The 25,852-nt window shown below is 75.9% G+C and carries 24 protein-coding genes; 9 read left to right on the forward strand and 15 right to left on the reverse strand.

What is annotated here, in order from left to right:
- Positions 1-11: 11 nt before the first annotated feature.
- A complete protein-coding gene (locus ABT093_RS25555; RefSeq protein ID WP_350568473.1) occupies positions 12-503 on the reverse strand; it encodes a histidine kinase in 492 nt (163 codons plus the stop codon).
- A 78-nt stretch (positions 504-581) separates the two neighbouring features.
- A complete protein-coding gene (locus ABT093_RS25560) occupies positions 582-2,420 on the reverse strand; it encodes a serine/threonine-protein kinase (protein WP_350568475.1) in 1,839 nt (612 codons plus the stop codon).
- Between the two features lie 667 nt (positions 2,421-3,087).
- Here ABT093_RS25560 and ABT093_RS25565 point away from each other — a divergent pair.
- The 4 genes from ABT093_RS25565 to ABT093_RS25580 all read left to right on the forward strand — a co-directional run bounded on the left by ABT093_RS25565 (position 3,088) and on the right by ABT093_RS25580 (position 6,040).
- Positions 3,088-3,600, forward strand: coding sequence for a GNAT family N-acetyltransferase (locus tag ABT093_RS25565; RefSeq protein ID WP_350568477.1), 513 nt, complete (start codon positions 3,088-3,090; stop codon positions 3,598-3,600).
- A 55-nt stretch (positions 3,601-3,655) separates the two neighbouring features.
- Entirely contained in the window at positions 3,656-4,600 is a 945-nt protein-coding gene (locus ABT093_RS25570) for an NUDIX domain-containing protein (protein ID WP_350568479.1), read from the forward strand.
- 84 nt (positions 4,601-4,684) lie between these two features.
- Complete coding sequence (locus tag ABT093_RS25575; protein WP_350568481.1) at positions 4,685-5,383, forward strand: histone deacetylase; 699 nt, start codon at positions 4,685-4,687, stop codon at positions 5,381-5,383.
- A gap of 168 nt (positions 5,384-5,551) precedes the next feature.
- A complete protein-coding gene (locus ABT093_RS25580) occupies positions 5,552-6,040 on the forward strand; it encodes an anthrone oxygenase family protein (protein ID WP_350568483.1) in 489 nt (162 codons plus the stop codon).
- A gap of 26 nt (positions 6,041-6,066) precedes the next feature.
- Here ABT093_RS25580 and ABT093_RS25585 read toward each other — a convergent pair whose 3' ends face one another.
- Positions 6,067-7,122: an AraC family transcriptional regulator gene (locus ABT093_RS25585; protein WP_350568485.1), complete on the reverse strand. Its 1,056-nt coding sequence runs from the start codon at positions 7,120-7,122 to the stop codon at positions 6,067-6,069.
- A 91-nt stretch (positions 7,123-7,213) separates the two neighbouring features.
- On the opposite strand from ABT093_RS25585, the gene ABT093_RS25590 reads away from it, so the two are divergent.
- Positions 7,214-7,951, forward strand: coding sequence for a VOC family protein (locus tag ABT093_RS25590; RefSeq protein ID WP_350568486.1), 738 nt, complete (start codon positions 7,214-7,216; stop codon positions 7,949-7,951).
- Between the two features lie 194 nt (positions 7,952-8,145).
- On the opposite strand, the gene ABT093_RS25595 is transcribed toward ABT093_RS25590, so the two are convergent.
- From ABT093_RS25595 to ABT093_RS25615, 5 genes are all read right to left on the reverse strand, one after another.
- A complete protein-coding gene (locus tag ABT093_RS25595; RefSeq protein WP_502884315.1) occupies positions 8,146-9,381 on the reverse strand; it encodes a hypothetical protein in 1,236 nt (411 codons plus the stop codon).
- Positions 9,382-9,604: 223 nt separating this feature from the next.
- Positions 9,605-10,375: an HAD hydrolase family protein gene (locus ABT093_RS25600; RefSeq protein WP_350568490.1), complete on the reverse strand. Its 771-nt coding sequence runs from the start codon at positions 10,373-10,375 to the stop codon at positions 9,605-9,607.
- Between the two features lie 66 nt (positions 10,376-10,441).
- The gene (locus ABT093_RS25605) at positions 10,442-10,795 is read right to left on the reverse strand and encodes an anthrone oxygenase family protein (protein ID WP_350568492.1); all 354 of its coding nucleotides are present in this window, start codon (positions 10,793-10,795) and stop codon (positions 10,442-10,444) included.
- A gap of 98 nt (positions 10,796-10,893) precedes the next feature.
- The gene (locus tag ABT093_RS25610) at positions 10,894-11,760 is read right to left on the reverse strand and encodes a Rossmann-fold NAD(P)-binding domain-containing protein (RefSeq protein WP_502884316.1); all 867 of its coding nucleotides are present in this window, start codon (positions 11,758-11,760) and stop codon (positions 10,894-10,896) included.
- 109 nt (positions 11,761-11,869) lie between these two features.
- Positions 11,870-12,637 (reverse strand): putative protein N(5)-glutamine methyltransferase, encoded by a 768-nt coding sequence (locus tag ABT093_RS25615; protein ID WP_350568530.1) that lies wholly within the window; start codon positions 12,635-12,637, stop codon positions 11,870-11,872.
- 350 nt (positions 12,638-12,987) lie between these two features.
- On the opposite strand from ABT093_RS25615, the gene ABT093_RS25620 reads away from it, so the two are divergent.
- Complete coding sequence (locus ABT093_RS25620; protein ID WP_350568496.1) at positions 12,988-13,605, forward strand: HAD-IA family hydrolase; 618 nt, start codon at positions 12,988-12,990, stop codon at positions 13,603-13,605.
- Positions 13,606-13,776: 171 nt separating this feature from the next.
- On the opposite strand, the gene ABT093_RS25625 is transcribed toward ABT093_RS25620, so the two are convergent.
- The 3 genes from ABT093_RS25625 to ABT093_RS25635 form a co-directional block, all read right to left on the reverse strand.
- The gene (locus ABT093_RS25625; protein ID WP_350568497.1) at positions 13,777-14,010 is read right to left on the reverse strand and encodes a hypothetical protein; all 234 of its coding nucleotides are present in this window, start codon (positions 14,008-14,010) and stop codon (positions 13,777-13,779) included.
- A 209-nt stretch (positions 14,011-14,219) separates the two neighbouring features.
- Positions 14,220-15,125: a carbohydrate kinase family protein gene (locus ABT093_RS25630; protein WP_350568499.1), complete on the reverse strand. Its 906-nt coding sequence runs from the start codon at positions 15,123-15,125 to the stop codon at positions 14,220-14,222.
- A 3-nt stretch (positions 15,126-15,128) separates the two neighbouring features.
- The gene (locus tag ABT093_RS25635) at positions 15,129-16,055 is read right to left on the reverse strand and encodes a pseudouridine-5'-phosphate glycosidase (RefSeq protein WP_350568500.1); all 927 of its coding nucleotides are present in this window, start codon (positions 16,053-16,055) and stop codon (positions 15,129-15,131) included.
- 114 nt (positions 16,056-16,169) lie between these two features.
- On the opposite strand from ABT093_RS25635, the gene ABT093_RS25640 reads away from it, so the two are divergent.
- The gene (locus ABT093_RS25640) at positions 16,170-17,072 is read left to right on the forward strand and encodes a LysR family transcriptional regulator (protein WP_350568501.1); all 903 of its coding nucleotides are present in this window, start codon (positions 16,170-16,172) and stop codon (positions 17,070-17,072) included.
- Between the two features lie 13 nt (positions 17,073-17,085).
- Here ABT093_RS25640 and ABT093_RS25645 read toward each other — a convergent pair whose 3' ends face one another.
- Complete coding sequence (locus ABT093_RS25645; protein ID WP_350568502.1) at positions 17,086-18,624, reverse strand: S8 family peptidase; 1,539 nt, start codon at positions 18,622-18,624, stop codon at positions 17,086-17,088.
- Positions 18,625-18,953: 329 nt separating this feature from the next.
- On the opposite strand from ABT093_RS25645, the gene ABT093_RS25650 reads away from it, so the two are divergent.
- Both ABT093_RS25650 and ABT093_RS25655 read left to right on the forward strand, forming a co-directional pair.
- Positions 18,954-19,643, forward strand: coding sequence for a Crp/Fnr family transcriptional regulator (locus ABT093_RS25650; protein WP_350568503.1), 690 nt, complete (start codon positions 18,954-18,956; stop codon positions 19,641-19,643).
- A complete protein-coding gene (locus tag ABT093_RS25655) occupies positions 19,640-20,698 on the forward strand; it encodes a hypothetical protein (RefSeq protein WP_350568505.1) in 1,059 nt (352 codons plus the stop codon). The genes ABT093_RS25650 and ABT093_RS25655 overlap by 4 nt, the downstream gene beginning before the upstream one ends.
- Before the next feature lie 19 nt (positions 20,699-20,717).
- On the opposite strand, the gene ABT093_RS25660 is transcribed toward ABT093_RS25655, so the two are convergent.
- The 3 genes from ABT093_RS25660 to ABT093_RS25670 form a co-directional block, all read right to left on the reverse strand.
- Positions 20,718-23,342: an NACHT domain-containing protein gene (locus tag ABT093_RS25660; protein WP_350568506.1), complete on the reverse strand. Its 2,625-nt coding sequence runs from the start codon at positions 23,340-23,342 to the stop codon at positions 20,718-20,720.
- 131 nt (positions 23,343-23,473) lie between these two features.
- A complete protein-coding gene (locus ABT093_RS25665) occupies positions 23,474-24,082 on the reverse strand; it encodes a hypothetical protein (RefSeq protein ID WP_350568507.1) in 609 nt (202 codons plus the stop codon).
- A gap of 474 nt (positions 24,083-24,556) precedes the next feature.
- Positions 24,557-25,696, reverse strand: a complete 1,140-nt coding sequence (locus tag ABT093_RS25670; RefSeq protein ID WP_350568508.1) for a competence protein CoiA family protein — start codon at positions 25,694-25,696, stop codon at positions 24,557-24,559.
- Positions 25,697-25,852: the final 156 nt, after the last annotated feature.

Here is a 25,852-nt window from a genome sequence, read left to right on the forward strand (position 1 = left end):
GGGGCCGGGTTCTACGACTCCTCGGCGGCGCGGCGGGCCGCCTTGACCCGTTCGGCGAGTTCGGCGGCGGGCAGGCGGCGGAGCGTGGTGCCGTGGCGGGCGGCCAGGTCGTCGGCGGGCCGCGGTGAGGTCTCGACGAGGTCGAGCACCAGCAGGCTGTGGCCCTCGTCCACCTCCTCGCTGAGCACGATCAGCCCGGCGCCGCCCTCGTGGTCGCGCCAGGTCTCGGCGGCGTTGCCGAGCGCCGTGCCGGCCGCCCAGCCCAGTAGGACGCCGATCGGGCCGCCGAGCACCCCGGCGAGGCCGCCGACCACGCCCGCGCCCACGGTCGGCGCGCCCGCCCCGCGCACCTGGCTGGCCGGGAAGTCGAGGGTGCCGTCGGTCCGGCGCTCCACGATCGCGGACTGCCGCAGGCCCGGCAGGTGCGCGGCCTCGTCGAAGGCGGCGCGGCAGGCGGCGCGGTCGGTGAAGTCGAGCAGCAGGACATGGTGGTTCTCGCTCACCCGTCCAGCTTGGGCCCGGAGCGGGCCGCGCGCCCTGCGCTGGTGCACCGTCCGTGGCCGGGCCCGCCGCCGGCCGGCTCAGTCGGCGGCGAAGGTGCGGCGCACGTTCCCCTTGCTGTCCGCCAGCAGGTAGCCGCTGATGTGGTAGTCGTTGGAGAGGTAGACCCGGATGCTCGCCACACCGTCGGCCGACCAGGTGTCGATGAGCAGGTAACGGCTGGTCGGGTTCGGCACGTTGAGGGTCTCACCGGCCTTCTTCAGCAGGGCGGGGACGGCATCCCAGTCGTACTGCGCGAGGTCCACCGGCTTGTCCTTGCCCATCGAGGAGCCGGGGCGCTTGGTGACCTTGCCGTCCCGGTAGTCGTACCAGTCGTAGCCGCGGCCGTCGGCGGTGGGCACCTGGGCGCTGGCGTGCTCGGGGTGGACGGCGAGCTGTTTGACCTTGGTGCCGCCGCTCTGCGCGGTGATGGCCGCGACGACGGTGCGCACGCCGTCCGGGGTCACCAGGTCCTTGGGGGCGTTCGCCGGCGGCTTGGCGGTCGGGGCGGCGGAGGGGGCGGTGGCGGTCGGGGTCGGGGTCGGGGTCGGGGTCGGGGTCGGGGGCGAGGTGGAGGTGGAGGTGGGCTTGGAGGCGGTACCGGTCGCGGGCGGCGCGGCGGGCGGGGTGGCGGACGGTGCGGCGGCCGGCCCGTTGGGGGCGCCGCCCTGGTCGGTCGCGCCGCCGGTGCCGTCCGGGCGCAGCGTCCAGGCGAGCACGCCCGCCAGGGCGACGCCGGCGACGGCGAGGGTGATCGTGGCGCCGGTCCGGCGGCGGGCGGGCGGCGGGGGCTCGGCGGGGGCGGCCGTGCCCAGGTAGTGGGTCCCGGTGACGTCGGCGGGCCCGCCGCCCGGGAGGGGTGCGCCGCCGGGCCCGGGGAGATACGCCGCGCCCGGCGGGACGGCATCCTGGACGGGGTTCGGGACGGGGTGCGTGCCGGTGGACGGAGCCGCGTGCGGCGACCCGTACGGATCGGCGACCGGCGGGGGCGCCGGCGGCCAGTACGGCTGCGGCGCCATCGCCGCCGGACCGCCGAGCGCGCCCGGCTCGGCGGCGGCGAACGCCTGGTCGAGCTGCGCGGCGTCCGGCCGCACCGCCGGGTCACGGGCCAGCAGCGCGGCCAGCACCGGCCCCAGCGGCCCGCAGCGGGTCGGCGGCGGCAGCGGCTCGTCGAGGACGGCCGCGAGCGTGGCCAGCGTGGTGCCGCGGCGCAGCGGGTGGTGGCCCTCGACGGCGACGTACAGCAGCATGCCGAGCGACCACAGGTCGGAGGACGGGTTGCCCTCCTCGCCGCGGATCCGTTCCGGGGCTATGTACTCGGGCGAGCCGATCAGCGCGCCGGTGGCGGTGAGCGCGGTGGCGTCCTGCATCGCGGCGATGCCGAAGTCGGTGAGCACGGGGGTGCCGTCGGCGCGCAGCAGCACGTTGCCGGGCTTGACGTCGCGGTGCTGGATACCGGCCGCGTGCGCGGCGCGCAGCGCGGCGAGCACGCCGCGGCCGATCCGGGCGGCCTCGGGGACGGTGAGCGGACCGCGGGCGATGCGGTCGGCGAGGCTTCCGCCGGAGACCAGCTCCATGACCAGCCACGGGTGGGGGTGGCCGGGGGTGTCGACGATGTGGTGGATCACCGCGACGTTCGGGTGCTGGAGTCGGGCGAGCGCGCGGGCCTCGCGCAGCACGCGCTCGCGCAGTTCGTCGGCGGCGGTCGGGTCGGCCGCGGCCATCGCCGGGTCCTGCGGGCGGACCTCCTTGAGCGCCACCTCGCGGTGCAGCATGGTGTCGCGGGCGCGCCAGACCAGGCCCATGCCTCCGCCGCCGAGGCGTTCCAGCAGTTCGAAGCGGTTGTCGATGAGCCGCGTCTCCGGCCCCCCAGTGTTCATGCCGCACATGGTAGGGGCCGCCACCCACGGAGCGGCCGGCCGCCCGGGTTCGTGGGCCCGTTGACCGGGGTCGTGGGCCCCCTGACCGGTGCACCCTCCTGGGCGAGGCGGGAGGGCCTTCCGGGTGGCCGTGGCCGCAGCACGGTCCGCGACCGCCGGGCCCACTCGTTGGGCCCGGTATGTCTGCACACGTAGGAAGGGCCGCCTGGGCCGCGCTGTCCCTCCTGGTCCTCACCGTCCCGGCGGTGGCGGTGGCGACCCACGACAGCCCGCCGCCGGAGCCCCGCCGCGTCCCGCCGCCGCCGGACGCGCCGCGCGGCTGGGTGGTCGCCGCGAGCGCGGCCAACGTACGGCGCGAGCACTCGGTCGACGGCGCGGTGCTGGGCCTGGCCCGGTGCGGCGATCCGGCCGAGATCGTCGACACCTGGATCTCGCCGCTGGGCACGCGCTGGAGCCGGGTCGTGGTCGCGCCCGACGGGCTGACGGGGTGGATGCTCTGGTCCCTGCTCAGCCATCCCGCACCGCCCGGCCGGCCCGTCGGCCCCTGCCTCACGCCCCCCGCCCGACGCGTAGGACGCGGCGCCCGGCGGGGGTTCCGGGCCGGGCGCGGGCGGGTAGGGGCCCGCAGCAGCGGCGAGCCGGCGCGGGACGGACGGAGGTGGCCCGGGTGGGTGAGGACGCGGCGGGTGAGGACGCGGCGGACGGCGCGGTGCGGCCGGCCGGGCCGGCGGACGCGGACGAGTTGCTGCGGCTGCGGGTCGCGGTGCTGGACGGCGAACCGCTGGACGAGGCGTGGCGCACCACCTTCCGCGACGACATGCGGGCCCGGCTGGGCCGCGACCCGGACCTGCTCGCCTTCGTCGTACCGGCCGGTGACGGCGGGCCGGCGGCCTGCGCGATCGGCATCGTGTACCGCGGCTACCGGGGCCCGAGCCGCCCGACGGGCCGGTGGGGGCGGATCCACACGGTGGTCACCGACCCGGCGCACCGGCGGCGCGGGCACGCCCGGGCCGTCACGCAGACGCTGGTCGCGGCGCTCCGGGCGCGCGGCTGCGGGTCGGTCGAGCTGCGGGCCACCGAGTCCGGCGCGCCGCAGTACCGGACGCTCGGCTTCGGTCCGGTGGACGGGTACATGCGGCTGAGCCTGGATGCCGGACGGCCGGTGCGCCGCTCCCGCTGACGTGTTGTCCGGCCCCGTGGACCCCGTCGTTCCCCTCGCCGAAGGAGGCCCCCAGGTGGACCGTCCGTCCCGTCCGGCGGCGATCGCCGCCGCGCTCGTCGCCGAGATGCTCGTCACCGACCTGCTCGGCCGGGTCCTGCTGCTGCGCCGGCCGGACGGCCGGTGGGAGCTGCCGTCCGCGCCCGTCCGCCCGGCGGAGGCCCCTGCGGCGGCGGCCGTTCGCGCGCTGGCCGAGCTCTGCGGGGTGGCCGCCGAAGCGGTGTGCCCGGTCGGGGTGTTCGAGGACGGGGCCGATGCGGCCGACCACGCGGAACGCCCGGCGCGGCGCCACGTGTTCGCGCTGTCGGCGCACGCGCCCGGCGCGCTGGACCGGATCGTGCTCCCCCGGCACGCCACGCACGCCTGGTTCTTCACCGACAACCTGCCCGGCGTCTCCCCCGCCGCCGTGCGCTTCCTGCGGGCGCACGCCCCGGCGCGCCCGCACCTGCCGCGTCCCCAGTGGCTGGCCACCACACCGCGCGCGTGGCTGTGCACGGCCGCCGTGGTGACCGCCCCGGACGGGCGGCTGCTGATGGTGAAGCCGCGGGTGCGGGAGCCGGACCGGCGGCCGGACGCCGGGCGGTGGAACTTCCCGGGCGGTGTGCTCGACACCCACGAGGACTCGCCGGCCGGGGCGGCCCGCGAACTGCGCGAGGAGACCGGCCTGGACCGGCCCGCCGGGCCGCTGCTCGCGGTGGTCTGGCAGCATCCGGCGCCGGGCGCGGACCACCCCATCGTGCAGTTCTTCCACGACTTCGGCACCGCCGACCCCGCCGTGGTCCGGCTCGGCTGCCCGGACGGGGAGATCACCGACTGGGCCTGGCTGCGCCCCGGCGAGGAGCTGGACGCCGCGGCCGGCCCGGCCCGGGGGTACGCGGCGCGGCGGGCGCTGGCGGCCCGCGCGTCCGGCCGCACCGTCACCACCGCCTACCCGCCGGGGCCGTTCGAGGCCTCGGGCTGACCGGCCACCGGCGCGCCCGGGAGAACCGCTCCGCCCGCGCGGGCGGGGCCGCGCGGGCGGGCCGGTCGGGTAGCGTCACCGGCCGTGGAGGAGATCCGACCACTCGTCAGGCCGCTGCCCGGCCTCCAGCCGGCCCCGCCGCCCGCGCCCGCCGCACCGCCCCTGATCTGGTACGCCGCGTACGGTTCGAACATGCACGCCGAGCGGCTCGCCTGTTACCTGCGCGGCGGACGGCTCCCCGGGGGCGCCCTCGACCACCCCGGCTGCCGCGACACCCGGCCGCCGCAGCGGTCGGTGCCGGTGCGCCTGGCCGGGCTGCTCTACTTCGCCCTGGAGTCCCGGAACTGGGGCGGCGGCGTGGCCTTCTACGACCCCCGCCGGCCCGGCACCGTGCCCGCCCGGGCATACCTGCTGACCGTCGGCCAGTTCAGCGACATCGCCGCCCAGGAGATGGGCGGCGCACCGGTCGGGGACCTGGACCTGACCACCGTGCTGCGGACCGGGCGCGACCCGCAGGGGCCGGGCTGGTACCAGACCCTGGTGTGCCCCGGCACCCTGGAGGGCGCCCCCGTGCTGACCTTGACCGCCCCGTGGGCGCTGGCCGAGGCCCGGCTGAACGCCCCGCGCGCCCGCTACCTGCGCACCATCGCCGCCGGACTGGCCGACGCGCACGGCTGGTCGCCACGCCGCGCGGCCGCCTATCTGAGCACCCGCCCGGGCGCCGCCGGGCACTGGACCGTCGACGCGCTGCTCGCCGTGCTCGCCGGGCGCACCGGAGGCTGAGCCTCCGCGGCGGGTTCCGGCCGCCGAGCCATGACCATGCGTCATCATCATTGCCCTATCGGCCAATTCGGTGGGCAAGCACCCGTTCGATGACGGATGATCGGCACGCGGGCCGCTTCGACCGGGCGGTTCCGGCCGACAGGACGGGGGCAGGGCGACATGGAGGCGATGCGGGTCTTCGCACTGGTGGCGGCGACCATCACGACCGGACTGACCTCGGGACTCTTCTACACCTACGCCTCGGCGACGCCGGGGCTGCGCTCCGCCGACAGCCTCGCGGTCGCCCAGGTGATGCAGCGGCTCAACGTGGCCGTCCTCAACGGGTGGTACCTGCTGGGCTTCGTCGGCACGCTGGTGTTCACGGGCGTGGCCGTCGTGCTGCACCTGCCGAGCGAGGGGCACCGGGTGCTGCCGGCGGCGGTCGGTGCGCTGGTCTGCTACACCGGCGCGCTGGTGGTGACCAGGGTGCTCAACCTTCCGCTGAGCCAGGCGCTGGCGGAGGCCGGCGAGCCGGGCCTGGCGGGGTACGCGGAGCGGTGCGCGCCGTCCGGGGCGCAGCGGGTGCGGTGGAACGCGGTGCGGGCACTGCTGTCCACGGGGGCGCTCGGGTTCCTCTGCTGGGCGCTGGTGCTGCACTGCCAGACCATCCCGAACTGAGGTCGGCTGCAAGGCTGTTGGCCCGATCAGCCGGCCTCCAGCACCACCGTGGTCGACCCTGGGCGGGAGGGCTGCGCCTCCGCACCCGTCGCCGGCTCCGGGGCCGCCACCGACGGATCGGCCGGCGGACCGCCGGACGCGGCCAGCCGGCGGTGCTCCTGCGGGGTGAGCCCGCGCACCCGCTTGAACGCGGTGCTGAGCGCGAACGCGTCGCCGTAGCCGACCCGGCGGGCCACCGCCGCGACGGTGAACTCCGGGTCGCGCAGCAGGTCGGCCGCCACCGCCAGCCGCCAGTTCGCCAGGTAGGCCATCGGCGGCTCGCCGACCAGGGCGGTGAACCGCCGGGCCAGCCCGGCCCGGGAGACCCCGACCTCGGCCGCGAGCCCGGCCACCGTCCACGGCCGGGCCGGATCGTCGTGCAGCAGCCGCAGCGCCGGACCGACCACGGTGTCGGCCTGGGCCCGCAGCCAGCCGGGCGCATCGGCGTCCGGAGCGGCGAGCCAGCCCCGCAGCACCCCGACCACCAGCAGGTCCAACAGCCGGTCCAGCACCACCTCCTGGCCGGGATCGGCGCGGGTGACCTCGGTGGCGAGCAGCCGGACCAGGGTGTCCTCGGTGGTGTCGGCCCCGGCGGGCCGCACCAGCAGGGTCGGCAGGTGGGCGAGCAGCCGGCGCCCGATCTCGTGCTCGGCCAGGTAGGTGCCGGTGAGCATCACCGAGGGGCGCTCGTCACCGGGCCGGGTCTCGCCCCAGGTCCGGACCCCGAGGGCCATCGAGGTGGCGACGCTGGCGCCGTCCCGGGAGCAGACCTGGCCGGGGCCGATGAGGATCTCCGGCTCGGTGCGCGGGTCGTCCGCGACGGTGTACGCGTCCGGTCCGCGCAGCAGCGCGAGGTCCCCCGGCCGCACGCGGACCGGCTGTCCGCCGTCGGGCAGGATCCACGCCTCGCCGTCCAGCATGGTGAGCAGGGACAGCGGCGCGCGGTCCTCGACCCGCAGCGCCCACGGCGTGCTGAGGACGGAGCGCAGCACGAACGCGCCACGGGCCTTGGGACCGTCGAGCAGCCCGGTCAGGGTGTCCATGGTGGGCCAGCCTACGGGCATGCCGGAGCCGCGAGAACATGCCTGGTCACGGCGGCCCGGGCCGGCGGCAACAGCTTCTATGATCTTCGGCATGGCAACACGACTCGTACAGATCAACATGAAGGCCCGGGACGACTCCGCGCTCGGCGGGTTCTGGGCGGAGGCACTCGGATGGGGTGTCGACAGCGAGGGCCCCGGCGTGACCAACCTCGAACCGGTCGGCTTCGCCTACCCCGACCCCTCGGCCGTCTGCATCGACCTCATCGCCCGCCCGGAGCCCAAGACGGCGAAGAACCGGGTGCACGTCGATCTGGCCACCACCTCGACGGCCCATCAGGCGGAACTGGTCGCGCGCCTGAAGGATCTCGGCGCGACGCTCGCCGACGTGGGTCAGGGCGACGTCCCCTGGACGGTCATGGCCGACCCGGAGGGCAACGAGTTCTGCGTCCTGGAACCCCGGGAGATCTACCGGGACACCGGGCCGATCGCCGCGGTGGTGGTCGACTGCGCCGACCCGCGGGCGATGGCCCGGTTCTGGGGCGGGGCGACGGACTGGACGGTGCACGAGGTCGCCGACGACCACGCGACCCTGCGCTCCGCCCACGGCGTCGGCCCCTACCTGGAGTTCGTCCGCACCCCCGACACCAAGCACGGGTGGAACCGCGTCCACCTGGACGTCGCCCCGTACCGCGGTGACGACCCGACCGCGGAGGAGGCCCGCCTGCGCGCCCTGGGCGCCTCCGACCCCGGCATCGACCAGTCCACCATCTCCTGGCGGATCCTGACCGACCCGGAGGGCAACGAGTTCTGCCTCCTCAGCCCGCGCTGACCTGCGCGCCCGGAGCTCACCTCCGCGCGGAAGGGGGTCCCGCCGGTCGGCGGGACCCCCTTCCGATGACCGTTCCGACCGATCGTCACGGTTCCGTCGATCACCGTGGAGTGCGGCCAGGCAGGTGCTCGCGGTCTTCTCGTCACGGGCGGCCCGCCTCCGCGGCTGCGGGGCCGCTCACGGGGCGTGGGCCGTCAGACCCCGATCAGGGTGTAGGTACCCGTACCGTCCTGCCTGCCGCTGGAGTACTGGCGGATGAACTCCCCGTCCGCGTAACGGTCGTGGCCCATCATGGAGCCGGTGTACTTGTTCTGCACACCGATCTTCGAGCTGCCGGGGACGTCGCGGTAGACGTGGAACCGCTGGAGGTCGTCCTCCGCGCAGGTCACGGTCATCAGGACCGCCCGTTCGGTGGCCGCGTCCGGCGCGGCGATGGTCGCGCACCCGCCGTTGCCCCAGTTCCACAGGGACGCCTCAAGGACCCCGTTGTTCTCCGTCACGTTGCACAGGCGCCAGTTGTCCAGGTGGGCGCTGAAGATCGTCGAGGGCCGCAGGCGGACGCCGTCGGCCGCCAGGAGCGGCGCGCCCCAGGACAGCGGCGTGCCGGGTACGGCGATCTTGTAGGCGCCGGGCTCGCAGGTGAGAGCGGCCTGCGCGCTGGGCCCGGTGGCCTCGGGCCGTTCGGCGGGCGTGCCGCCGGTGAGAGCCGGGCGCTGGGCGAGGCCGTCCCGCCCCTGCTTCGCCGTCGGCGCCACCTCACCCGCCGGGTACTCGGCCTTCGCGGCGGCCGAGCCGCAGTCGAGGAGGTCTTGCGCCTTGGCCACGACGCTGCCCGCGGGCACATCGTCCTGGCAGCGCACCGCGCCTTCCTCAAGGGTGGTGAAGGTGGTGAAGCTGCCGCCGCCGGGCCCCTCGATCCACTTCAACGCCCAACTGCCGCCGCCCTGTTGGACGCGGTTGCAGTTGAGGCTCCCGTACGTGCCGGTGACCTTCCTGGTGCCCTTGTAGACGCCGTAGTAGCCGGGCTGGCCGAAGTTCCACGTGACCGAATTCGACACGCTGCCGGTGGAGGAGTACTCGGCCTTGACGCTCAGGCCCAGGCTCGCGCCGACGGTACCGAGGGTCTCGACGGCGAAACTGCTCTCGATCTTGCTGTCGAGGCCGACGGAGACCGAGATGGTGGTCTCGGTGCTGGTGCTGACGGTCTGGGAGCCGGTCGTGCCCTCGGTGACGTACCAGCCCTTGAAGTGGGTGATCGCCGGGGACACTTCGGTGGTCCTGAGGTACGGATGTCGCGTGCCGAGGTCGGCCGCCGTACAGGTGTCACCGGGCCGGGGCGCCGTCGTGGCGGTGGGTGCCGCGGCAGCCGGTGAGGCGGCAAGGCCCATGGCGGTGACCGCTACGGCGGTCGCCGTGGCGGTCACCGCCATGAGTGATGTGCCGATGCGGCTGACGGGTCCTGTGGGGCGCATCGCTGCCTACTTCCCATTGGTCGTGTACATGGCCAATCGGGATCGAATGTAGCGGCCAGGGAGGCAGTGGCATGAGGCCTGAACTGGCCAAATGGACGCGAAGACAGGCCGCCCGCTGCGACCGGACCGCGACCGTCCACCTGACCGGGCCCCGCATCGACCTCGCCGGCCCGGACCGGCCTCAGGCGGCGGGCGCCGCCGCGGCCAGCCTGGTGATCTCGTCGGCGACGGCGGCCGGGTCGGGGGCGACGGTGGTCCCGGCCACGGCGTCCAGGGCCGGGTGGGCGCCGACCCGGACCGCGTGGCATGCGTGGCGCAGCAGGTCGAGGTCGTTGACGTCGTTGCCGAAGGCGTTGTACTCCTCGATGCCCAGGGAGGTCAGGGCCTCCCACTTGTTGGTGGCGCCCGGGGCGAAGTCGACGATCGACTCGTCGGCATGGTGGTTGACGGTCATCCCCAGGACCCGGCCGGCCTCGGCGAGGGCGGCCGGGTCGGTGGCGTCGACCACGAGGAACTTCACCACGGCGGGGAGGTCGGCGAGGTCGACGCGACGGGCGAGCCTGGCCTGGTCGACGCGGCCGAGGATCGGGTGGCCGGCCGGCCCGGTGTAGGCGTAGTCCCACGGGCCGTCGGCGAGGTAGCCGGCCCGGAACCGCTCGGCCTCGACCAGCAGCTTGCCGAGGCCGTCGGGTTCGAAGGCGGCCCGCGCCCGGACCCGGCCGCCGACCGAGACCAGGCTGCCGTTGCCGCCGATCAGCGTGGCGGCGGGGAAGGCGCCGTCCAGGACCGGCAGGAGGTCGCGGACCGGCCGGGCGGAGGCGAAGACCAGCTGGTGCCCGGCGCGTTCGCAGGCCTCGACGGCGGCGAGGATCCGGCGGTCGATCGTCCTTCCGTCGAAGCAGAGCGTGCCGTCGATGTCGAAGACCGTGGTGCGGGCGCTGGAGATGATCATGAGGAGATCGTATCGATCCGGTACCGCGCCGGCGGGCGGCGGGGGGCTCAGCGGGCCGGCGGGGGCTCAGCGGGCCGCGGGGCGGCGGTGGACCAGCAGGGTGCGGGTGAGGGCGGCCAGCGCGGCGGTGCACAGCACGGTGCGGGCGATGTTGGCGGTGGTCCAGGTCGGCGCGAAGGCGGCCCGGACGGCGGCGAAGACCGGGTTGGTGATGGCGGCGTTGATGTGCTGCATCGCGGTCACGTAGGTGCGGTCGTCGCCGGCGGCGAGGCCGGGCATGACGGAGACGTCGAAGGCGAAGAAGAGGCCGGACATCAGGCCCATCGCGGTGGTGGCGGTGGCGAGCACCGGGCCGGTGGCGGCGGAGCCCCGGGCGGGGACGGCGGCAGCGGCGGCGGCGAGGGTTTCGGTGGCGGGCACGAGCGGGCTCCAGGAGGGGGCGGCGGCGGGGCGGTCCGGGGATCGCGGCGTTCGCGCGGATCCCCGGACCGGGGCGGGGCAGCGGACTTCGGGGCGGGTCAGACGTTCCAGACGCCGGACGCGGCGGCGTCCCTGGCGTAGTCGGCGAAGTCGCGCGGCTCCCGGCCGAGCGCCCGCCGCACGCCGTCCGCCAGGTGGGCGTTGCGGCCGTCCAGGACCATCGTGAACAGGTCCGCGAACTCGCCGGGCAGGCCGACGCCCGCCAGCACCGCGCGGTACTCCTCGACGGTGACCGGCGTGAACCGGATCTCCCGCCCGGTGGCCGCGGACAGCTCGGCGGCGACCTCCGCGAAGGTGAGCAGCCGCGGGCCGGTCAGCTCGTAGACCTCGCCGTCGTGCCCGTCCGCGGTGAGCGCCGCGACGGCGACGTCCGCGATGTCCTCGACGTCGACGAACGGCTCGGCCGCGGTGCCGGTCGGCAGCGCCAGCTCGCCCCCGAGCACCGGCTCCAGGAAGAAGCTCTCGGAGAAGTTCTGCGCGAACCAGGAGCAGCGGACCACCGTCCAGCCGGTGCCGGCCCCGGCGACCGCCGCCTCGGCGGCCTGCGCGGCCTCCTCTCCGCGCCCGGAGAGCAGCACCAGGTGCCCGACCCCGGCCTTGGCGGCGCGGTGGGCGAAGGCCTCGACGGTCCCGACGGCGCCGGGGAGGGCGAGGTCGGGGTAGTAGGCGAGGTAGGCGGCGTCGACGCCGTCGAGGGCGGCGTCCCAGGTGGTGTCGTCGGCCCAGTCGAAGGGGACCGGTGCGGTGCGCGAGCCGATCCGGGCGGTGTGGCCGAGCGCGGTGAGGCGCTCGGCCACCCGGCTGCCGGTCTTGCCGGTCCCGCCGGTGACCAGGACGGTCCGGGCGGCGGCGGTGGCGGAGGTGCTGGGCTGCTGAGTGCTGTTCGGCTTCTCGTTCATGGGCATCAGTCAACTCCGCGCGCCGCCGCCCGGACATGGCCGTCGCGCTCAGCCGCATGTGTACGCGTCTACGACCGGACGGCCACCGCGCGACGGCCGCACGCCGCCGGCGCGGCTACCGCACCCCGGGCGCCGGCCGGACGGCGGTGACCACGGTGGCGTCGAGGTCGTCGTCGTAGCCGAGGGTGGCGCTGAGCCCGGCGGCGGTGACCACGCCGAGGGCGGTGCCGGCCTGCTGGTCGCTGGTCTCGAAGAGCAGCGCGCCGCCCGGCGCCAGCCAGTGCGGGGCGTCGGCGGCCACCCGGCGCAGCACGTCGAGGCCGTCGGCGCCGCCGTCCAGCGCCGGGCGGGCCTCGTGCAGCCGGGCCTCGGCCGGCAGCAGCGCGATGTCGTCGGTCGGCACGTACGGCACGTTGGCGAGCAGCACGTCCACCCGGCCGCGCAGGCCGGGCGGCAGGGCGTCGAAGAGGTCGCCCTCGAACACCCCGGCGCCGGTCGCGGCGAGGTTGCGGCGGGCGCAGCGCACGGCGGCGGGGTCCACGTCGGCGGCGTACAGCCGGACGCGGTGCTCCGCGGTGGCGGCGAGCGCCGCGCCGAGGGCGCCGGTGCCGCAGCACAGGTCGACCACCAGCGCGTCCTCGCGAACGAGCGCGGCGGCGGAGCGGGCCAGGAACTCGCTGCGCCGGCGGGGCACGAAGACCCCGGGGTCGACGGCGATCCGCAGGCCGGCGAACTCGGCCCAGCCGGCGACGTGTTCGAGCGGCCGGCCGGCGGCACGGTCGCGGACCATGACGGCGAGTTCGGCGGGCGTCGCGGCGGCGGCGAGCAGGATGCGCGCCTCGTCCTCGGCGAAGACGCAGCCGGCGGCGCGCAACCGGGCAATGACGGCGGAGCGGAGGGAAGTGGACGGGTGGACAGGCAAGGGAACCCCTCGGAGCACAGGTGGGAGGATGTCGTCCGACCCGGGGCTCCCGCGCACATACGGCGCCGGACGGCGGACGGTCCCGCGCGCTCCGACGGCGGCCGGTACTACGGCCGGGCGTGGTCCTGCGCGAGGGCGTCGCTGTCGCGGCCGGGGAGCACCCGTTCCGGCACAGCGGTCATGGGTTCTCACCTCCCCGTTCCTAGGCGTACTGCTGCGGCGACGGTCACCATACCGCACCCGCCGCCCGCCCACGAACGCTCTTCACCGACGCCGCACCGGCCCCGGGCGGCGGGTGGTAGACAGGAGCGGTGACGAGCCCTCAGCCGCCCGGCGCGGTGCTGTGCGACATCGACGGTGTGATCCGGCACTTCGACCACCGCGAGGTGGCCCGACTGGAGACGGCGGCCGGGCTCGCGCCGGGGACGACGTTCGAGGTGGCGTTCGCGGAGGAACTGGGCCGGCGGCTGGTGCTCGGCGGGCTGACCCGGGCGCAGTGGACGGCGGAGATCGCGGGCGGCCTGGGCTCCGGGGTGCCGGCCGGGCGGGCGGCGGCGCTGGCGGCCGCGTTCACCGGCTCGCCGGTCCGCGCGGACGGGGAGGTCGTCGCGCTGCTGCGCCGGGCGCGGCGCCGGGCTCCGGTGCTGCTGGTGACCAACGCCACGCTGTGGCTGGAGGAGGACCTGGCGGCGCTCGGGCTGGCCGATCTGGCCGAGGGGGTGGTCAACAGCGCCCGGGTCGGGGCGGCCAAGCCGGACCCGGCGATCTTCCGGGTGGCGGCCGAGCGGGCGGGCGTGGCACCGGAGGGCTGCCTGTTCGTCGACGACAGCGCCCGCAACGTGGCCGCCGCCGCGGGGCTGGGCATGACGACGGTGCGCTTCCGGACGCCGCTGGACCTGGCACGGGCGCTCGCCCCGCTGCTGGACTGACGCCCGGCCCCTGCTCCGCTCACCGGCCACCGCCACCTGGACCCTGCCCGCGGCGCCCGGTGAGCTCCCAGTGAGCACCTCCCAGTGAGCACCACCCGGTGGCGGCGAGGCTCACGGGGGTGACGGCGGTGCCGCCCGTCCCACCCCGGAGGACGGGGCGGGCGGCGGGCCTCAGCGGGTGGCGGGGGCGGCTTCCTGCGGCCGGACGGCGCAGGCCTCGGTCACGTGGTGGCCGGCGAAGCCGAGGAAGGTGCCGAGGACCTGGCGGCACACCGCCGCCTCCTTCTCGTTGCGCGGTCCCTGGGCGGCGGCCGGCTGGGCGGTGGTGAGCGGGATGGCCAGCAGGGCGGCGGCGAGCAGCAGGGCGGACCCGATCGCGCGGGCGGCGGATCTGGCGAGTGTCATGGCGGACCCCTTGTCGGGCGGATGACTCGGGTGGGCGAGTCGGGTGGGTGAGTGGGCTGGGTGATGGGACGAGCCATCTCCTATCCCAGCCGCCGCCCCGCGGGTCGGACCCTGCGCCGTTGGTGAGCGTGTCCCCGACAACAAGGCACCGGGCCGCGCCGCCCGGGGGATGGGTGGCACGGCCCGGCGGTCCGGGGGGGAAGGCCCGCTCAGTCCTGCGGGCAGGAGGCGCCGGGCGAGGCCAGCACCCGGGCCGCGCAGCGGTGGCCGCGCGCGGCGGCCTCGCGCAGCCCGGCCGTGCCCGGGCCGGTGCCCGTCAGGCGGCCGTCCAGGAAGGCCGCGAGGAAGCCGGCCGCGAAGGCGTCGCCCGCGCCGGTGAGGTCGCGGACCTCGCCGACCGGCGGCACCGGCACGGTGAGCGGCGCCTGTCCTGGCACGTCGATCGTGGTCGCCTCGGCGCCCGACTTGGTGATCACCGTGGTGGCCGCCAGCCGGGCCCGCTCCGGCCCGGGGCGCCCGTCGACGAGCAGCCCCAGGTAGGCGGACTCCTCGCGGTTGGCGAACAGCAGGGTGGGCGCGAGTTCGGCGGCGAGGCCGAGGAAGCGCTCGCGGCCGAAGCCCTCCAGCATGCCGGTCGAGGAGGCGTCCAGCGAGGTGCTGCCGCCGGCCGCGCGGACCCGGCGCAGCGCGTCGACGGCCGCCGTGCCGACCGGTTCCCCGTCGAAGGAGTAGGCGGGGACGTGCAGGTGGGCGAGGCCGTCCAGCCAGGCGTCCGGGACGGCCTCCAGCAGGGTGGCCGCGCCCCGGTCGGGGAGCATGGTGCGCTCGCCGGCGTCGTCGATCAGGACGACGATGCTGCCGGTGCTCCCCCGCCGCGCGACCCGTACGTCCACGCCGTGGCCGGCCAGTTCGGCGGTCAGGCCGTGCCCGGCCGGGTCGTCGCCGACGCAGCCGAGGAAGCGGGTGGGGATCTGTCCGGCGGCGAAGGCGGCGACGTTGGCGGCGCTGCCGCCGCGCTGCCGGAAGACCCGGGCGGTGGAGTCGGTGCCGTGCCGCAGCGGGCCGGCCACCCAGACGACGATGTCCTCGACGAGGTCGCCGAGCACGCCGAGCACCGGTCAGCCCTCGCTTCGGGCGGCGGCCAGCGCGGTGGCGATCTCGCCGCCCAGCCGGACGTTGCCCCGGTAGACCTCGACGTTCACCTCCAGGCTGCGGCCCTGGGTGTCGCGCTGGATGTAGTCGAGCAGGAACGGCGTGGAGGCGTTGCCGGTGATGCCCCGGCGCTCCGCCTCGGCCCAGGCGCGGGTGAGCAGCGCGTCCAGTTCCTGCGGCGGGAGCTGCTTGGCCGGGTCGACCGGGTTGGCGATCAGGACGGCCTGCGGCAGCTCAAGGCCGTCGCGGGCCTCGATCACCCGGGCGGCCTGCTCGGGGGTGTCGACCTGGTAGCCGATGGTGTGGCCGGAGTCGGTGACGTAGAAGCCGGGGTAGCGGCGGGTGCGGTAGCCGATGACCGGGATGTTGAGGGTCTCGAAGCGCTCCAGGGTGGCCCGGATGTCGAGGATCGACTTCACGCCGGCGCTGATCACGGTGACCGGGGTGGCCGCCAGGGTGGTCAGGTCCGCGGACTCGTCGAAGCTCTCGGAGGCGCCGAAGTGCACGCCGCCGAGGCCGCCGGTGGAGAACACCCGGATACCGGCGCGGTGCGCGAGGAAGGCGGTGGCGGCGACGGTGGTGCCGCCGTGGCGGCCGAGCGCGGCGACCACCGGGAGGTCGCGCAGGCTGGCCTTGTCGAGGTCGTCGGCCGCGGACAGTTCCTCGATCTGCCCGGCGGACAGGCCCACCGTGGGCACACCCGCGTAGACGCCGATGGTGGCCGGGACGACGCCGGTGGACCGCAGCCGCTCCTCCGCCTCCAGCGCGACCTCCAGGTTGCGCGGCCGGGGCAGCCCGTGGGTGAAGATCGTCGACTCCAGGGCGACGACGGGGGCGCCGGCGGCGACGGCCTCGGCGACTTCCTCGGAGATGCGGATGGGCAGTCCGGTCATGGTGGGTGCTCCCTGTGAGGCTGCCACCACGGTGTGGCAGGGGTGGCTTCAGCGTAGGGAGCGATCACATCGGGATCCAGAATGAATACCAGCCCTTCTCATAGACTTCCGGCTATGAGTCTCACCCTGCGCCAGCTGGAGGTCTTCCTCGTGGTGGCCGACACCCTGCACTTCGGCCGGGCGGCCGAACGGCTGCACATCTCCCAGCCGACGGTCAGCCAGGAGGTCGCCCGGCTGGAGCGGACCGTCGGGGTGGAGCTGTTCGACCGCAGCCGGCGGGCGGTGCGGCTGACCTCCGCCGGGGAGGTGATGGCCGCCGAGTCGGCCGGCCTGCTGGCCCGGGCCGACGCGCTGCTCGCCCGGGTGCGGCTGCACGAGGAGGCCCGGCTGGGCACCGCGCGGATCGTCGCCTCCCCCACCGTGGTCAACCGGCTGCTGCCCGCCGTGGTCAGCCGCGCCGAACGGGAGCTGCCGGAGCTGGTGCTGGCCGAGCTGTCGGTGGACACCGGCCGGGTCTCGCCGACGCTGGCCGCCGAGCTCGCCGACATCGGCCTCGGCCGCTTCCTGGACGACGTGCCCGGCTACCGGCGGGAGCGGATCGCCGACGAGCCGGTGCGGATCGCGCTCAGCCGGGACCATCCGCTGGCCGGGCGCGACGCCGTCCGGCTGGACGAACTGGGCGACCTGCCGCTGCTGTTGTGGCCGCGCGAGCAGAGCCCGCGCTACTACGACCATGTGCTGGCGCTGTGCGCCGAGCGCGGGGTCGAGCCGCCGGTGCTGGTCGGCCCGGCCCGGATCGTCGGCTCCCGGCTCTACCTGCTGGCGCAGAGCCGGGCGTTCTCGCTCGTCCCCGCCTCGATGACCGGCCACCTCACCGGGGACGTGGTCACCGTGCGGCTGGCCGGGCGCGCCACGCTGCCGCTGGAGCTGCAGTGGCGCCTGGACGACCGCCGCCCCGCGCTCGCGGCGCTGCGCGAGCTGGTCCGCGAGGAGGCGGCCGCCCTGGAGGCGTTCTGAGCCGCGGGGCCGCTCAGAACCGCAGCGACCAGCCGTTGACGGTGCCGGGGAAGTAGCCGCCGACGTCGGTCACCCGCAGCCGCCACACCCCGGCCGCGGTGTGCGCGGAGGCGTCGACACCGTACACGCCGACCAGGTTCGAGTAGGCCTCCCCGATGTCGGTGTCGTGCAGCAGGAACGCCGCGCCGTCCGGGGCGATCAGCTCGACCTTGAGGTCGCCGCGCCACCAGTAGCCGATGTCCACGGAGACGTCGAGGTCACGGGGCGCCCTGCCGGGGACCCCGGTGACGGTGACGGGCGAATCGACCGTGCCGACCCCGTCGAAGGGCACCGGCCCCGGAGCGGCGAACAGCGGGCCGCGCGGGCGGTTCGGCACCGTGCCGGTGTACAGCAGGCGGTCCGGGGAGCCGGCTCCGAGCCCGTGCAGCGAGCCGGCGGTCGCCGCCGAGGTCAGCGCCGCGGACACCTGGGCGGGGGTGGCGGTCGGGTGCGACGCCAGGTAGAGGGCCACGGCGCCCGCCGCGTGCGGGGAGGCCATCGAGGTTCCCGACATGTCGATGCCCAGGCCGCCCATGTCGACCACGGACCAGACCGAGGTGATGTCCACGCCCGGCGCGTAGAGGTCCACCAGGGGGCCGTAGTTGGAGAACGAGGCCGGGACGTCGTCCCGGTCGGACGCGCCGACGGTGATGGCGCCCGGCACCCGGGCCGGGGAGTGCTGGCTCGCGTCCACGCTCTGGTTGCCCGCCGCGACCGTGTAGGTCAGGCCCGCCGCGATGGACCCCGCGACCGCCGCGTCCATCACCGGGTCCGGGTCGCTGCCCAGGCTCATGTTGACCACGGCCGGGCGGACGGCGTGCCTGGTGACCCAGTCGATGCCCGCGACCACCTGCTCGGTGGTGCCCTCTCCGTCGTCGTCGAGCACCCGCACGGCGACGATCTTCGCGGCCTTGGCGACCCCGTAGGTGTGGCTGGCCACCGTTCCCGCGACGTGGGTGCCGTGACCGTGCCCGTCCTGGGCGACGTCGTCGTTGTCGATCGCGTCGTAGCCGTAGGAGGCGCGCCCCTCGAACTCCTCCGAGGTGACCCGCACCCCGGTGTCCACGATGTACGCCGTCACCCCGGCTCCCCCCGCGTCCGGAGAGGTGTAGCGGTCGTCGTAGGGGAAGCGGCGCTGGTCGATCCGGTCCAGCCCCCAGGACTCCGGCGCCGTCTGCACACCCTCGGCCCGCACCCGGCGGTTCCGCGACACCAGCGCCACCGACGGGTCGGCGGCCAGCCGGCGCGCCTGCTTCGCCGTGAGATCGGCGGAGAACCCGCGCAGCGCGGCGTCGAAGCTGCGACGCACCGTGCCGCCGTAGGAACGCGCCAGCGCCGCCGCGCCGTCCGCGACCGAACCCGCCTTCGCCGCGGCGGGTTTGAGCACGACCAGGTAGCTGCCGGGAACGGCCCCGGGCGAGCCCTCACCCTGCACGACCCCCTCCGGAACCGCCGCCGAGGCGGGGAACACCCCGCCGGCCCCGATCGTCAGGACCGCGGCCGTGCCCAGCACCGCGCAGACCCTTCGTGAACGTCGCCCCGAACCCATCATCGAACCCCCTCCGGTATGGACCCGCCCACAAGACTGACGGATCGTCAAATCGCTGGCAACCGAAGGTCGTTGTGCTTCGCCGACGACCGGTCCGGGACCGGCGCGGTCCGGCGGCGCACGGCGTTCCGAGACTGACACCGCGCCGGTCGGTGCGCTATCTTCCGTACGGAATCGCCCCGTTGGGGCGGGGTTGCCGACCGGTGGGGGCAGGCACCATGCACAGCGCACGCGATGTCACGCGGCCGGACGGGGAACCGGGCAGACCCGGCGCCTCCCGGATCACTCCCTTCGTGCGCGGGCCGTTCACCGGCCTCGACGCCACGGACCTGCGGGAACTCGGGCGGCTCGGCACCCGGCGGGTCTACGCACCGGGCGAGGCCCTGATGATCGAGGGCGAACCGGGCGACCGGGCCGCCATCCTGCTGACCGGCTGCGTCAAGGTGGTCGCCGCCACCGAGGACGGCGGCGAGGCGCTGCTCGCCGTCCGGCTGCCAGGTGAACTCCTCGGCGAACTGGCCGTGCTGGACGGCGAACCGCGCTCGGCCAGCGTCCTCGCCGTCCGCACCAGCACCACCCGGGAGATCGGCGGCCCGGCCTTCCTCGACTTCCTCGCCGACCGGCCCGCCGCGGCCCTCGCCGTCCAGCGCTCGGTCACCCGCAAGCTCCGCTCGGCCACCCGCCACCGGGTCGACGCCGGCCACGGCACCGGCCTCGCCCGGCTCGCCCGCACCCTGCACACCCTGCTCGGCTCCTACGGCACCCCCGGCGAGGACGGCCTGCGGATCGACATCCCGCTCAGCCACGCCGACCTGGCCGCGCTCGCCCGGCTCTCCCCCGCCAGCGTCGAACGCTCGCTGCGCACCCTGCGGGACCAGGGCGCCGTGCGCACCAGCTACCGCGAACTCGTCGTCCGCGACCAGGCCGCGCTCGCCCGGGCGGCCGGCGTGCCGCTCCCGCCGGGCGGCGGTGGCCGGGCGTGAGCGGCGCGGTGACCCCCCGGCTGCGCCGGATCTGCCTGGTCGTCGACATCGAGGCCTACAGCGGCCGGCCGTACCGGGTGCAGCAGAAGGTGCAGGAGCGGCTGGACCGCGCGCTGGACCACGCCTGCGGCCGGGCCGGCGTCGACCGGGCCCGCTGCGAGACCCAGGACCGCGGTGACGGCCAACTGCTCCTGCTGCCGCCCGACGCCGACGAGGCGAAGGCGCTGCCGGGCCTGGTGCTCGGCCTGCGCGACGCGCTGCACACGCTGAACCGGGCGCCCGGGACGGCCGGACGGCTGCGGGTGCGGGCGGCCCTCGCCCAGGGCGGGGTGCAGCGGGCGGCGCTGGGCTTCGTGGCCCGCTCGGTGGAGACCGCCTGCCGACTGCTGGACTGCCAGGAGACCCGGGCCGCGCTCAAGGACACGCCGGACACCGATCTGGCGCTGGTGGTCGCCGACGACCTGTTCGCCGACACCTTCGCGGCGGGCGGGGACGGCGTGCCGGTCGAGGAGTTCACCAGGATCACCGTGGAGATCCCGGCCAAGCGCTTCGAGGCGCGCGCCTGGGTGGGCACACCCCGCTCCGGCGCGCTGGTGGTGCTGCCCTCGCCCGCCCCGCCCGGCTCCCGGCGCCGGTCGGCGGGCTCCGCGCTGCTGCGCGGCCTCGGCGACGGGCTGGCCGGCGCCGCCCTGGGCGCCACCCCGCCGCACCGCCCCCACGACGACGAGCCGCCGCACCACCACGACGACGGCCGCCCCGGGCACGATCACCACGCTCACCACGGTCACGAGGCCCAGCACGGCCACGACGGCCACGGGCCGCAGGACGGCTCCGCGGACCACCACGACGGCCACGGGCCGCACCACGACGGCTACGGCACCGACGCCTTCGCCGACGACGCCTGGGACGCCGACCCGCACCACCACGACCCGCACCACGAGGACACCGGCATCCCGTACGACGACCACCACGACCACCACACCCACGACGGCCACGGAGGCCACGACCCGCAGGACGGCTCCCCGGACCACTGGTGGCACGGGCCGCACCACTGAGCCGTCCGCGGGGCGGGGGCTACGGCCGCCAGCGGCCGCCGGAGAGTTCGGCCAGCGCCTGCGCGATGTCCGGCGGCAGGGAGCGCCCGATGCCCAGCGGCTGCACCAGGTACCACCCGTCCTGCCCCCGGTAGCGCGCCGGGGGAACGGGCGCTCCCGGCCGCAGCCGGACGTGGATGCCGTGCACGCGGGCGTCGCGGCCACGGCTGTGGACCCGGTGGACCGCCACCTCCATCACGTCCTGCCACGCGTGACGGCAGCGGCGCCGTCCCCACCGGGCGGCGATGAAGGTGTCGGTGATGTGCAGTTCGAACCGCCGCCGGGGCAGGAAGCGGATCAGCATCAGCAGCAGGCCGACGGCGGGCAGAAAGACCAGCGGCGCCCAGGACTCCGGCCGGTCCCAGGTGCCGCTCACCGTGGTCCGGACCAGCTGGAGGCCCATCAGGGCACCGAGCGGGCCCCAGTGCGCCAGGACCACCGCGCGGGTCCGGCCGCTGAGCAGGTACGAGCCCGGGTCGCGCCGCACCGTGAAGCCCCGCCAGGTCGAGGCCGGACGCACGGCCGCCCCGGAGAGGGGGTCGGTCAGCACGGCCGCCGCGCCGCCGGACGTCGTACGGGGACCGGGAACCGGCGCCGCCGCCGGGCCGGCCGTGGCGGCCAGGTGCTGCTGGAGCCGCAGGTTCCGGAAGCGGTACGTCCCGGCGGTGCGCTGCAGCAGGCCGGCCCGGTGGGCGTCGCGCAGGAACGTCATCAGCGCCCAGGGCACCTGGCCCACCAGCGCCAGCGAGCACCGCGCCAGCAGCCACCGGCTCCACGGGCTGAGCAGCAGGAACATCGCGCACGAGCCGCACCAGGCCGCCAGGGCGTCGGCCCAGTCCACCCGGTAGTACGTCCGCGACCAGCCCATCAGCGCCACCCCGGCGGCGATCAGCGGCGCGAGGACGCCCATCGTCAGCAGGACCGAGGTCCGCTCCGAGCGCAGCAGCGCATCGGGGGTCGCGGCGTCCACGGTGTCCGAGGGTGCCGCCATCACGATCATCAGATAGCCGGGCAGCAGCACGCCCAGCACCATGGTGAGCCCCGCCGTCGACGGTTCCAGGACCTGGAACACGCCCAGGCCCAGGATCACCGGCGGACCGCCGATCACCACCGTGAGCCGCCAGGCCCGGCCCAGCCTGCCGTTGCGGCCGGCCGAGCGCAGGGCGCCGGCGAAGCGCAGCGGGTTGGCCCGCCGCCGGGGCGTCGCGGGGTGGTCCCCGAACCACGCCTGTCCGGTCAGCCGGACCGCTCCCGCCAGCGTCACGCTCAGGCCCAGCACGGTCCCGAAGCCGAAGATCCGGCCCGCGGTGTCCCCGACGGACCCCAGCACCAGCTCGAACAGCGCGGACAGGGCGATCCCCGTCGCGATCAGCACGGGCACCGCCAGCGCCCGCGGCACCGGCGCGCCGAACAGCCGCCACCAGGCCAGCTCGGCGGTCCCCTGACGGCTCATCAGTCTGGCGAGGTGGGACAGCCAGACCCGCGCCCGCTCCGGCTCCCACTGCCGGGGCGGGTGCAGGCGGTCGGGCCCCGGCGGCAGTTGCGGGAAGGACGCGGGAACGATCCGGTCGAGCAGGTGCCGTTCCACCTGCCCGGCGGTCGCGAAGCGCCGGCGGTCCACCAGCTCGCCCGGATCCGCCGGCGCCCGCTCGTACCCGCGCCGCAGCAGCCACACCATCAGCGGCGTCGACAGCGCCCGGCCCACCGGGCCGTCGGGCCGCCGTCGGAGCTCCGCCACCAGGGGCGCCCACTCCTCGACGCGCGACGGAGGGCAGGCCTCGCGCAGGTAGGCCACCACGTCGGCGGGGTCCAGCGGCAGCGCCTCGATCGCCGAGTCCACCCGGAGCACGTCCTGCTGCGCGGCCACCAGGTCGCGGTAGGCCTCGGTCCGGCAGATCAGCACCACCCCGCCGTCCTGGCCCAGTTGGCGCCCGAGGGCGCCGAGCACGGCGATCCGCCGGTGCTCGGGCAGCTCGTCGAGGCTGTCCAGGACGGGCAGCAGGCGCCGCTCGCTGACCAGTTGCCCGGCGGGGTGACGTCCGTCCACCCGCGGCAGACCGGGGTGCTCCTCGGTGATCCGGCCGATCAGCCAGTCGTGGAAGTTGACCCGCTCGGCGTCCCAGGACTCCAGCGAGAGCACCACGGGCACCGGGACGTCCTCGCCGCGGGTGAGCCGGCGGGCGAGCAGTTCCAGGGTGAGCAGCACGGCGAGGGTCGTCTTGCCCGCGCCGGCCCCGCCGAGGATCAGCAGGCGGCGGTGGTCGAGCCCGAGCAGGGCCTGCGCCATCGTGCCCACCCGGTCGCCGCGCCCGCCGAGTCCGGTCCCCGCCCCGAGCGCGGTGCGGCTGTGCACCCAGCGGACGGCCAGCGGTTCGGGGTCGGCCATGTCCCAGGCGTCGGCCTCGGCCCGCCACTGGTACAGCAGGCTGCGGGCCAGCCGCTCCTCGGCGAGGGCGAGGGGTGTCGCCGGCGGTACGGGTGGCGGCGGCACGGTGAGGTGCAGCTCACCGTTGAGCACGCCGATCTGGACCAGGTAGTGCACCGTGCTGTCGGTGACGATGTTGCGGATGTCCGTTGGCCCGTGGCCTTGTTCGGATGCTGTCACTCCCCCGCCCCGCCTCTGTCGCCCGCTGCCGCGCGCCACTCCTTTGTATCAGGGCCGCGACCGTTCGTTCACCCGACCGGGCTCCTCGCCCAAGCGGGGCCCGAAGCGGTGCCCGGGGTCAGTGCCCGGGGTCAGTGGCCGCCCTTCGGCTCGGTGCAGCCGCCGTCCAGGTAGAAACCGTGGGCCTGGACGGTGACGGTGCTGCCGAGCCGGCCACCGACGCAGGGGCCGGTGCCCGGGACGGTGAGCTCGAACGAGATCTCGCCGCCCACGGCCGCGAGTTGGGCGGAGTCACGCGGGTAGCCGAGCGACTCCAGGATGCCGCGGACGTCGTCCTGGGTGAGCGGCGCCTTCGCGGCGCGCGCCTTGAGCGCCTCGGAGATCCGCTGGCCGTGCGCCTCGCCCCGGCAGCGGTCCACCGCGGTGAGGGGCGCCATCTGCTTGTACATCGAGTTCTCGGCGTGCTTGGCCGCCCAGGGATCGGCCGGCTCGGCCGGGGCGGCCGGGGCGGCCGGGGCGGCTCCCGTACCCGCGGTGGAGGGGGTCGGCCGCGCGGACGCGCAGCCCAGCGCCGCCACCTGGGGGAAGAGCCGGTCGTGTTCGGCGACACCCTGCCGCAGCTGCTCGGCGTAGTCGGGCGCGGCGGCGGAGCCGGACGCGGTGGGTGTGCTGGTCCCGCCGCCACCGCCACCGGCTCCGGCTCCGGCTCCGGCTCCGGCTCCGGCTCCGGTGACGCTCACGCTTCCGCAGCCGGTCACCGCCACCAACCCCGCCAGCACACCCGCCGCCGCCGTTGCCGCCAGACGCCTCATCGGTCCGCCCTCCCCGTTCCGACGCACGCCCCCTCCCGGGGCGCTTCGTACGGGAGCCATCATGCCGGACGGCCCTACTTCAGCCTGGAGAACCCCGAAGGGTGCCATGCCCTCCCCGACGCCCCCAAGGACCCGGGCCTCACCAACTGGACCGAGTGGTACAACGGCACCGACCAGAAGGCGTACCTGTACAAGAACGACACGTGCGGAGGCGAGCCCGACGCCATCCTGGACCAGAAGTCCACCATCGAGCTCCAGGACGCCCCGTACCACGCGGTCCTGTTCCGCCAAGCCTGACCGCGCGCCACCGGGTGGACGCGGCGTCGGCCTCGCCGTCACCGTGTCCACCCGGTGCCGACGGGGGGGCGTCCGGAGGCCGGCCGGTTCGCCGCGGGTGGACGCTCATGCCGGCTTCGTGCCCGGCCGGTGGTCGTCGCAGAACCAGCCTCCCGCGTACGGGCGGGCGGGTGCTCCGCAGCGGGCGCCGTGGCCTGCCGAGCAGACGTGCGGCACGACCGGCGCCAGGGGCGGCCGGGCGATCGGGCGCGGGGGCTCGGCGGCCGGTGGCAGGGTGGGCGGGGCCTCGAAGCGGCGGCCGTGCCGCTCGGCCCGGTCGACCACGCACTGTCCCCGGCGGCGCGGGCGCGAGCCGGTCGTGCGGCCGCGCGGCGGCGCCCCCGGATCCGCGGTGCATGCGAGGAAGGCGTCGAGATCCCCGGCGGGGGCCCAGAAGCGGCGCAGGCCGCGGCCCGCCTTCAGGGTGAGCGGCAGGTAGGCGCCGGAGGCGATGTCCCGGACGAGGGCGTCGAACTGCCGGGGCCTGGGGTCCCAGCGCGGGTGGCGCCGGCCGCAGCTGCCATGCCGACGCACCGGGCACGGGGTCGGCATCCGGTCGCACTGCTCCAGCGCGAGGGCCCTGACGCCGCCGCGGACGAGCAGATGGCGGTCGTCGCGGATGGCGGCGGCGGGCAGGTCGTCCGTGCGGGTCCAGTGGACCGCGTCGATCAGCGGGGAGTTCGGCTGGACGGTGTGCCAGACGGGCGTGATGCCGTCGGCGCGGTCGGCGGCGTCCCGCTGCCGTGCCGTCGCCGCCGTGATGTACGACAGCTGCGGCGCGAAGCCGTACCGCATGCCGTCGGCGCCGGTGACGAGCACGTCGGTGCGCCGCCGCCCGTCGGGTCCGAGCGCCTCCACCTCGGCGCGGTGGCCGGCGCTCTCGGCCGCGCGGACGTAGCGCTCCTTGTAGGCCTTGTGTTCGTCGCTCTCGCGGTGGTGACGGTGGTGAGGCGGGTGGTGGTGCGCGGCGACGCGGACGCCGCGGCGCTCGAAGACGTACATCCACGCGGAGATGCCACGGGTGCTGAGGCAGTCGGGGCAGTGGAGCCCGCGCTGGTCGACCGGGCGCCGGTCGCCGAGCAGACGCTCCCACAGGCCCGGGTGGCCGGGGTGCCCGAGGTCCTCGCGGTCGAGGTCGAGGGTGGCGTTGACGAGGGTGCAGAAAACCGGGTTGCGTGTGGAGGTTTCGCCGTCGAAATCGTCCATGGCATCTCTTCTCTGCCTTCGACTACCGGGGTAGGCTCGGGTGAAAGGGACCGCAGCTGTGATTCCAACGCCTACGCGCTCCCGGATGCCTCCGAATTCCCAGGTTCTCCGGACAGTTGTCCTGATCCCGCGCCGAATCTCCCGGCCATTGCGGCA

The sequence above is a fragment of the Kitasatospora sp. NPDC002551 genome (assembly GCF_040296005.1).
Taxonomy (GTDB): Bacteria; Actinomycetota; Actinomycetes; order Streptomycetales; family Streptomycetaceae; genus Kitasatospora.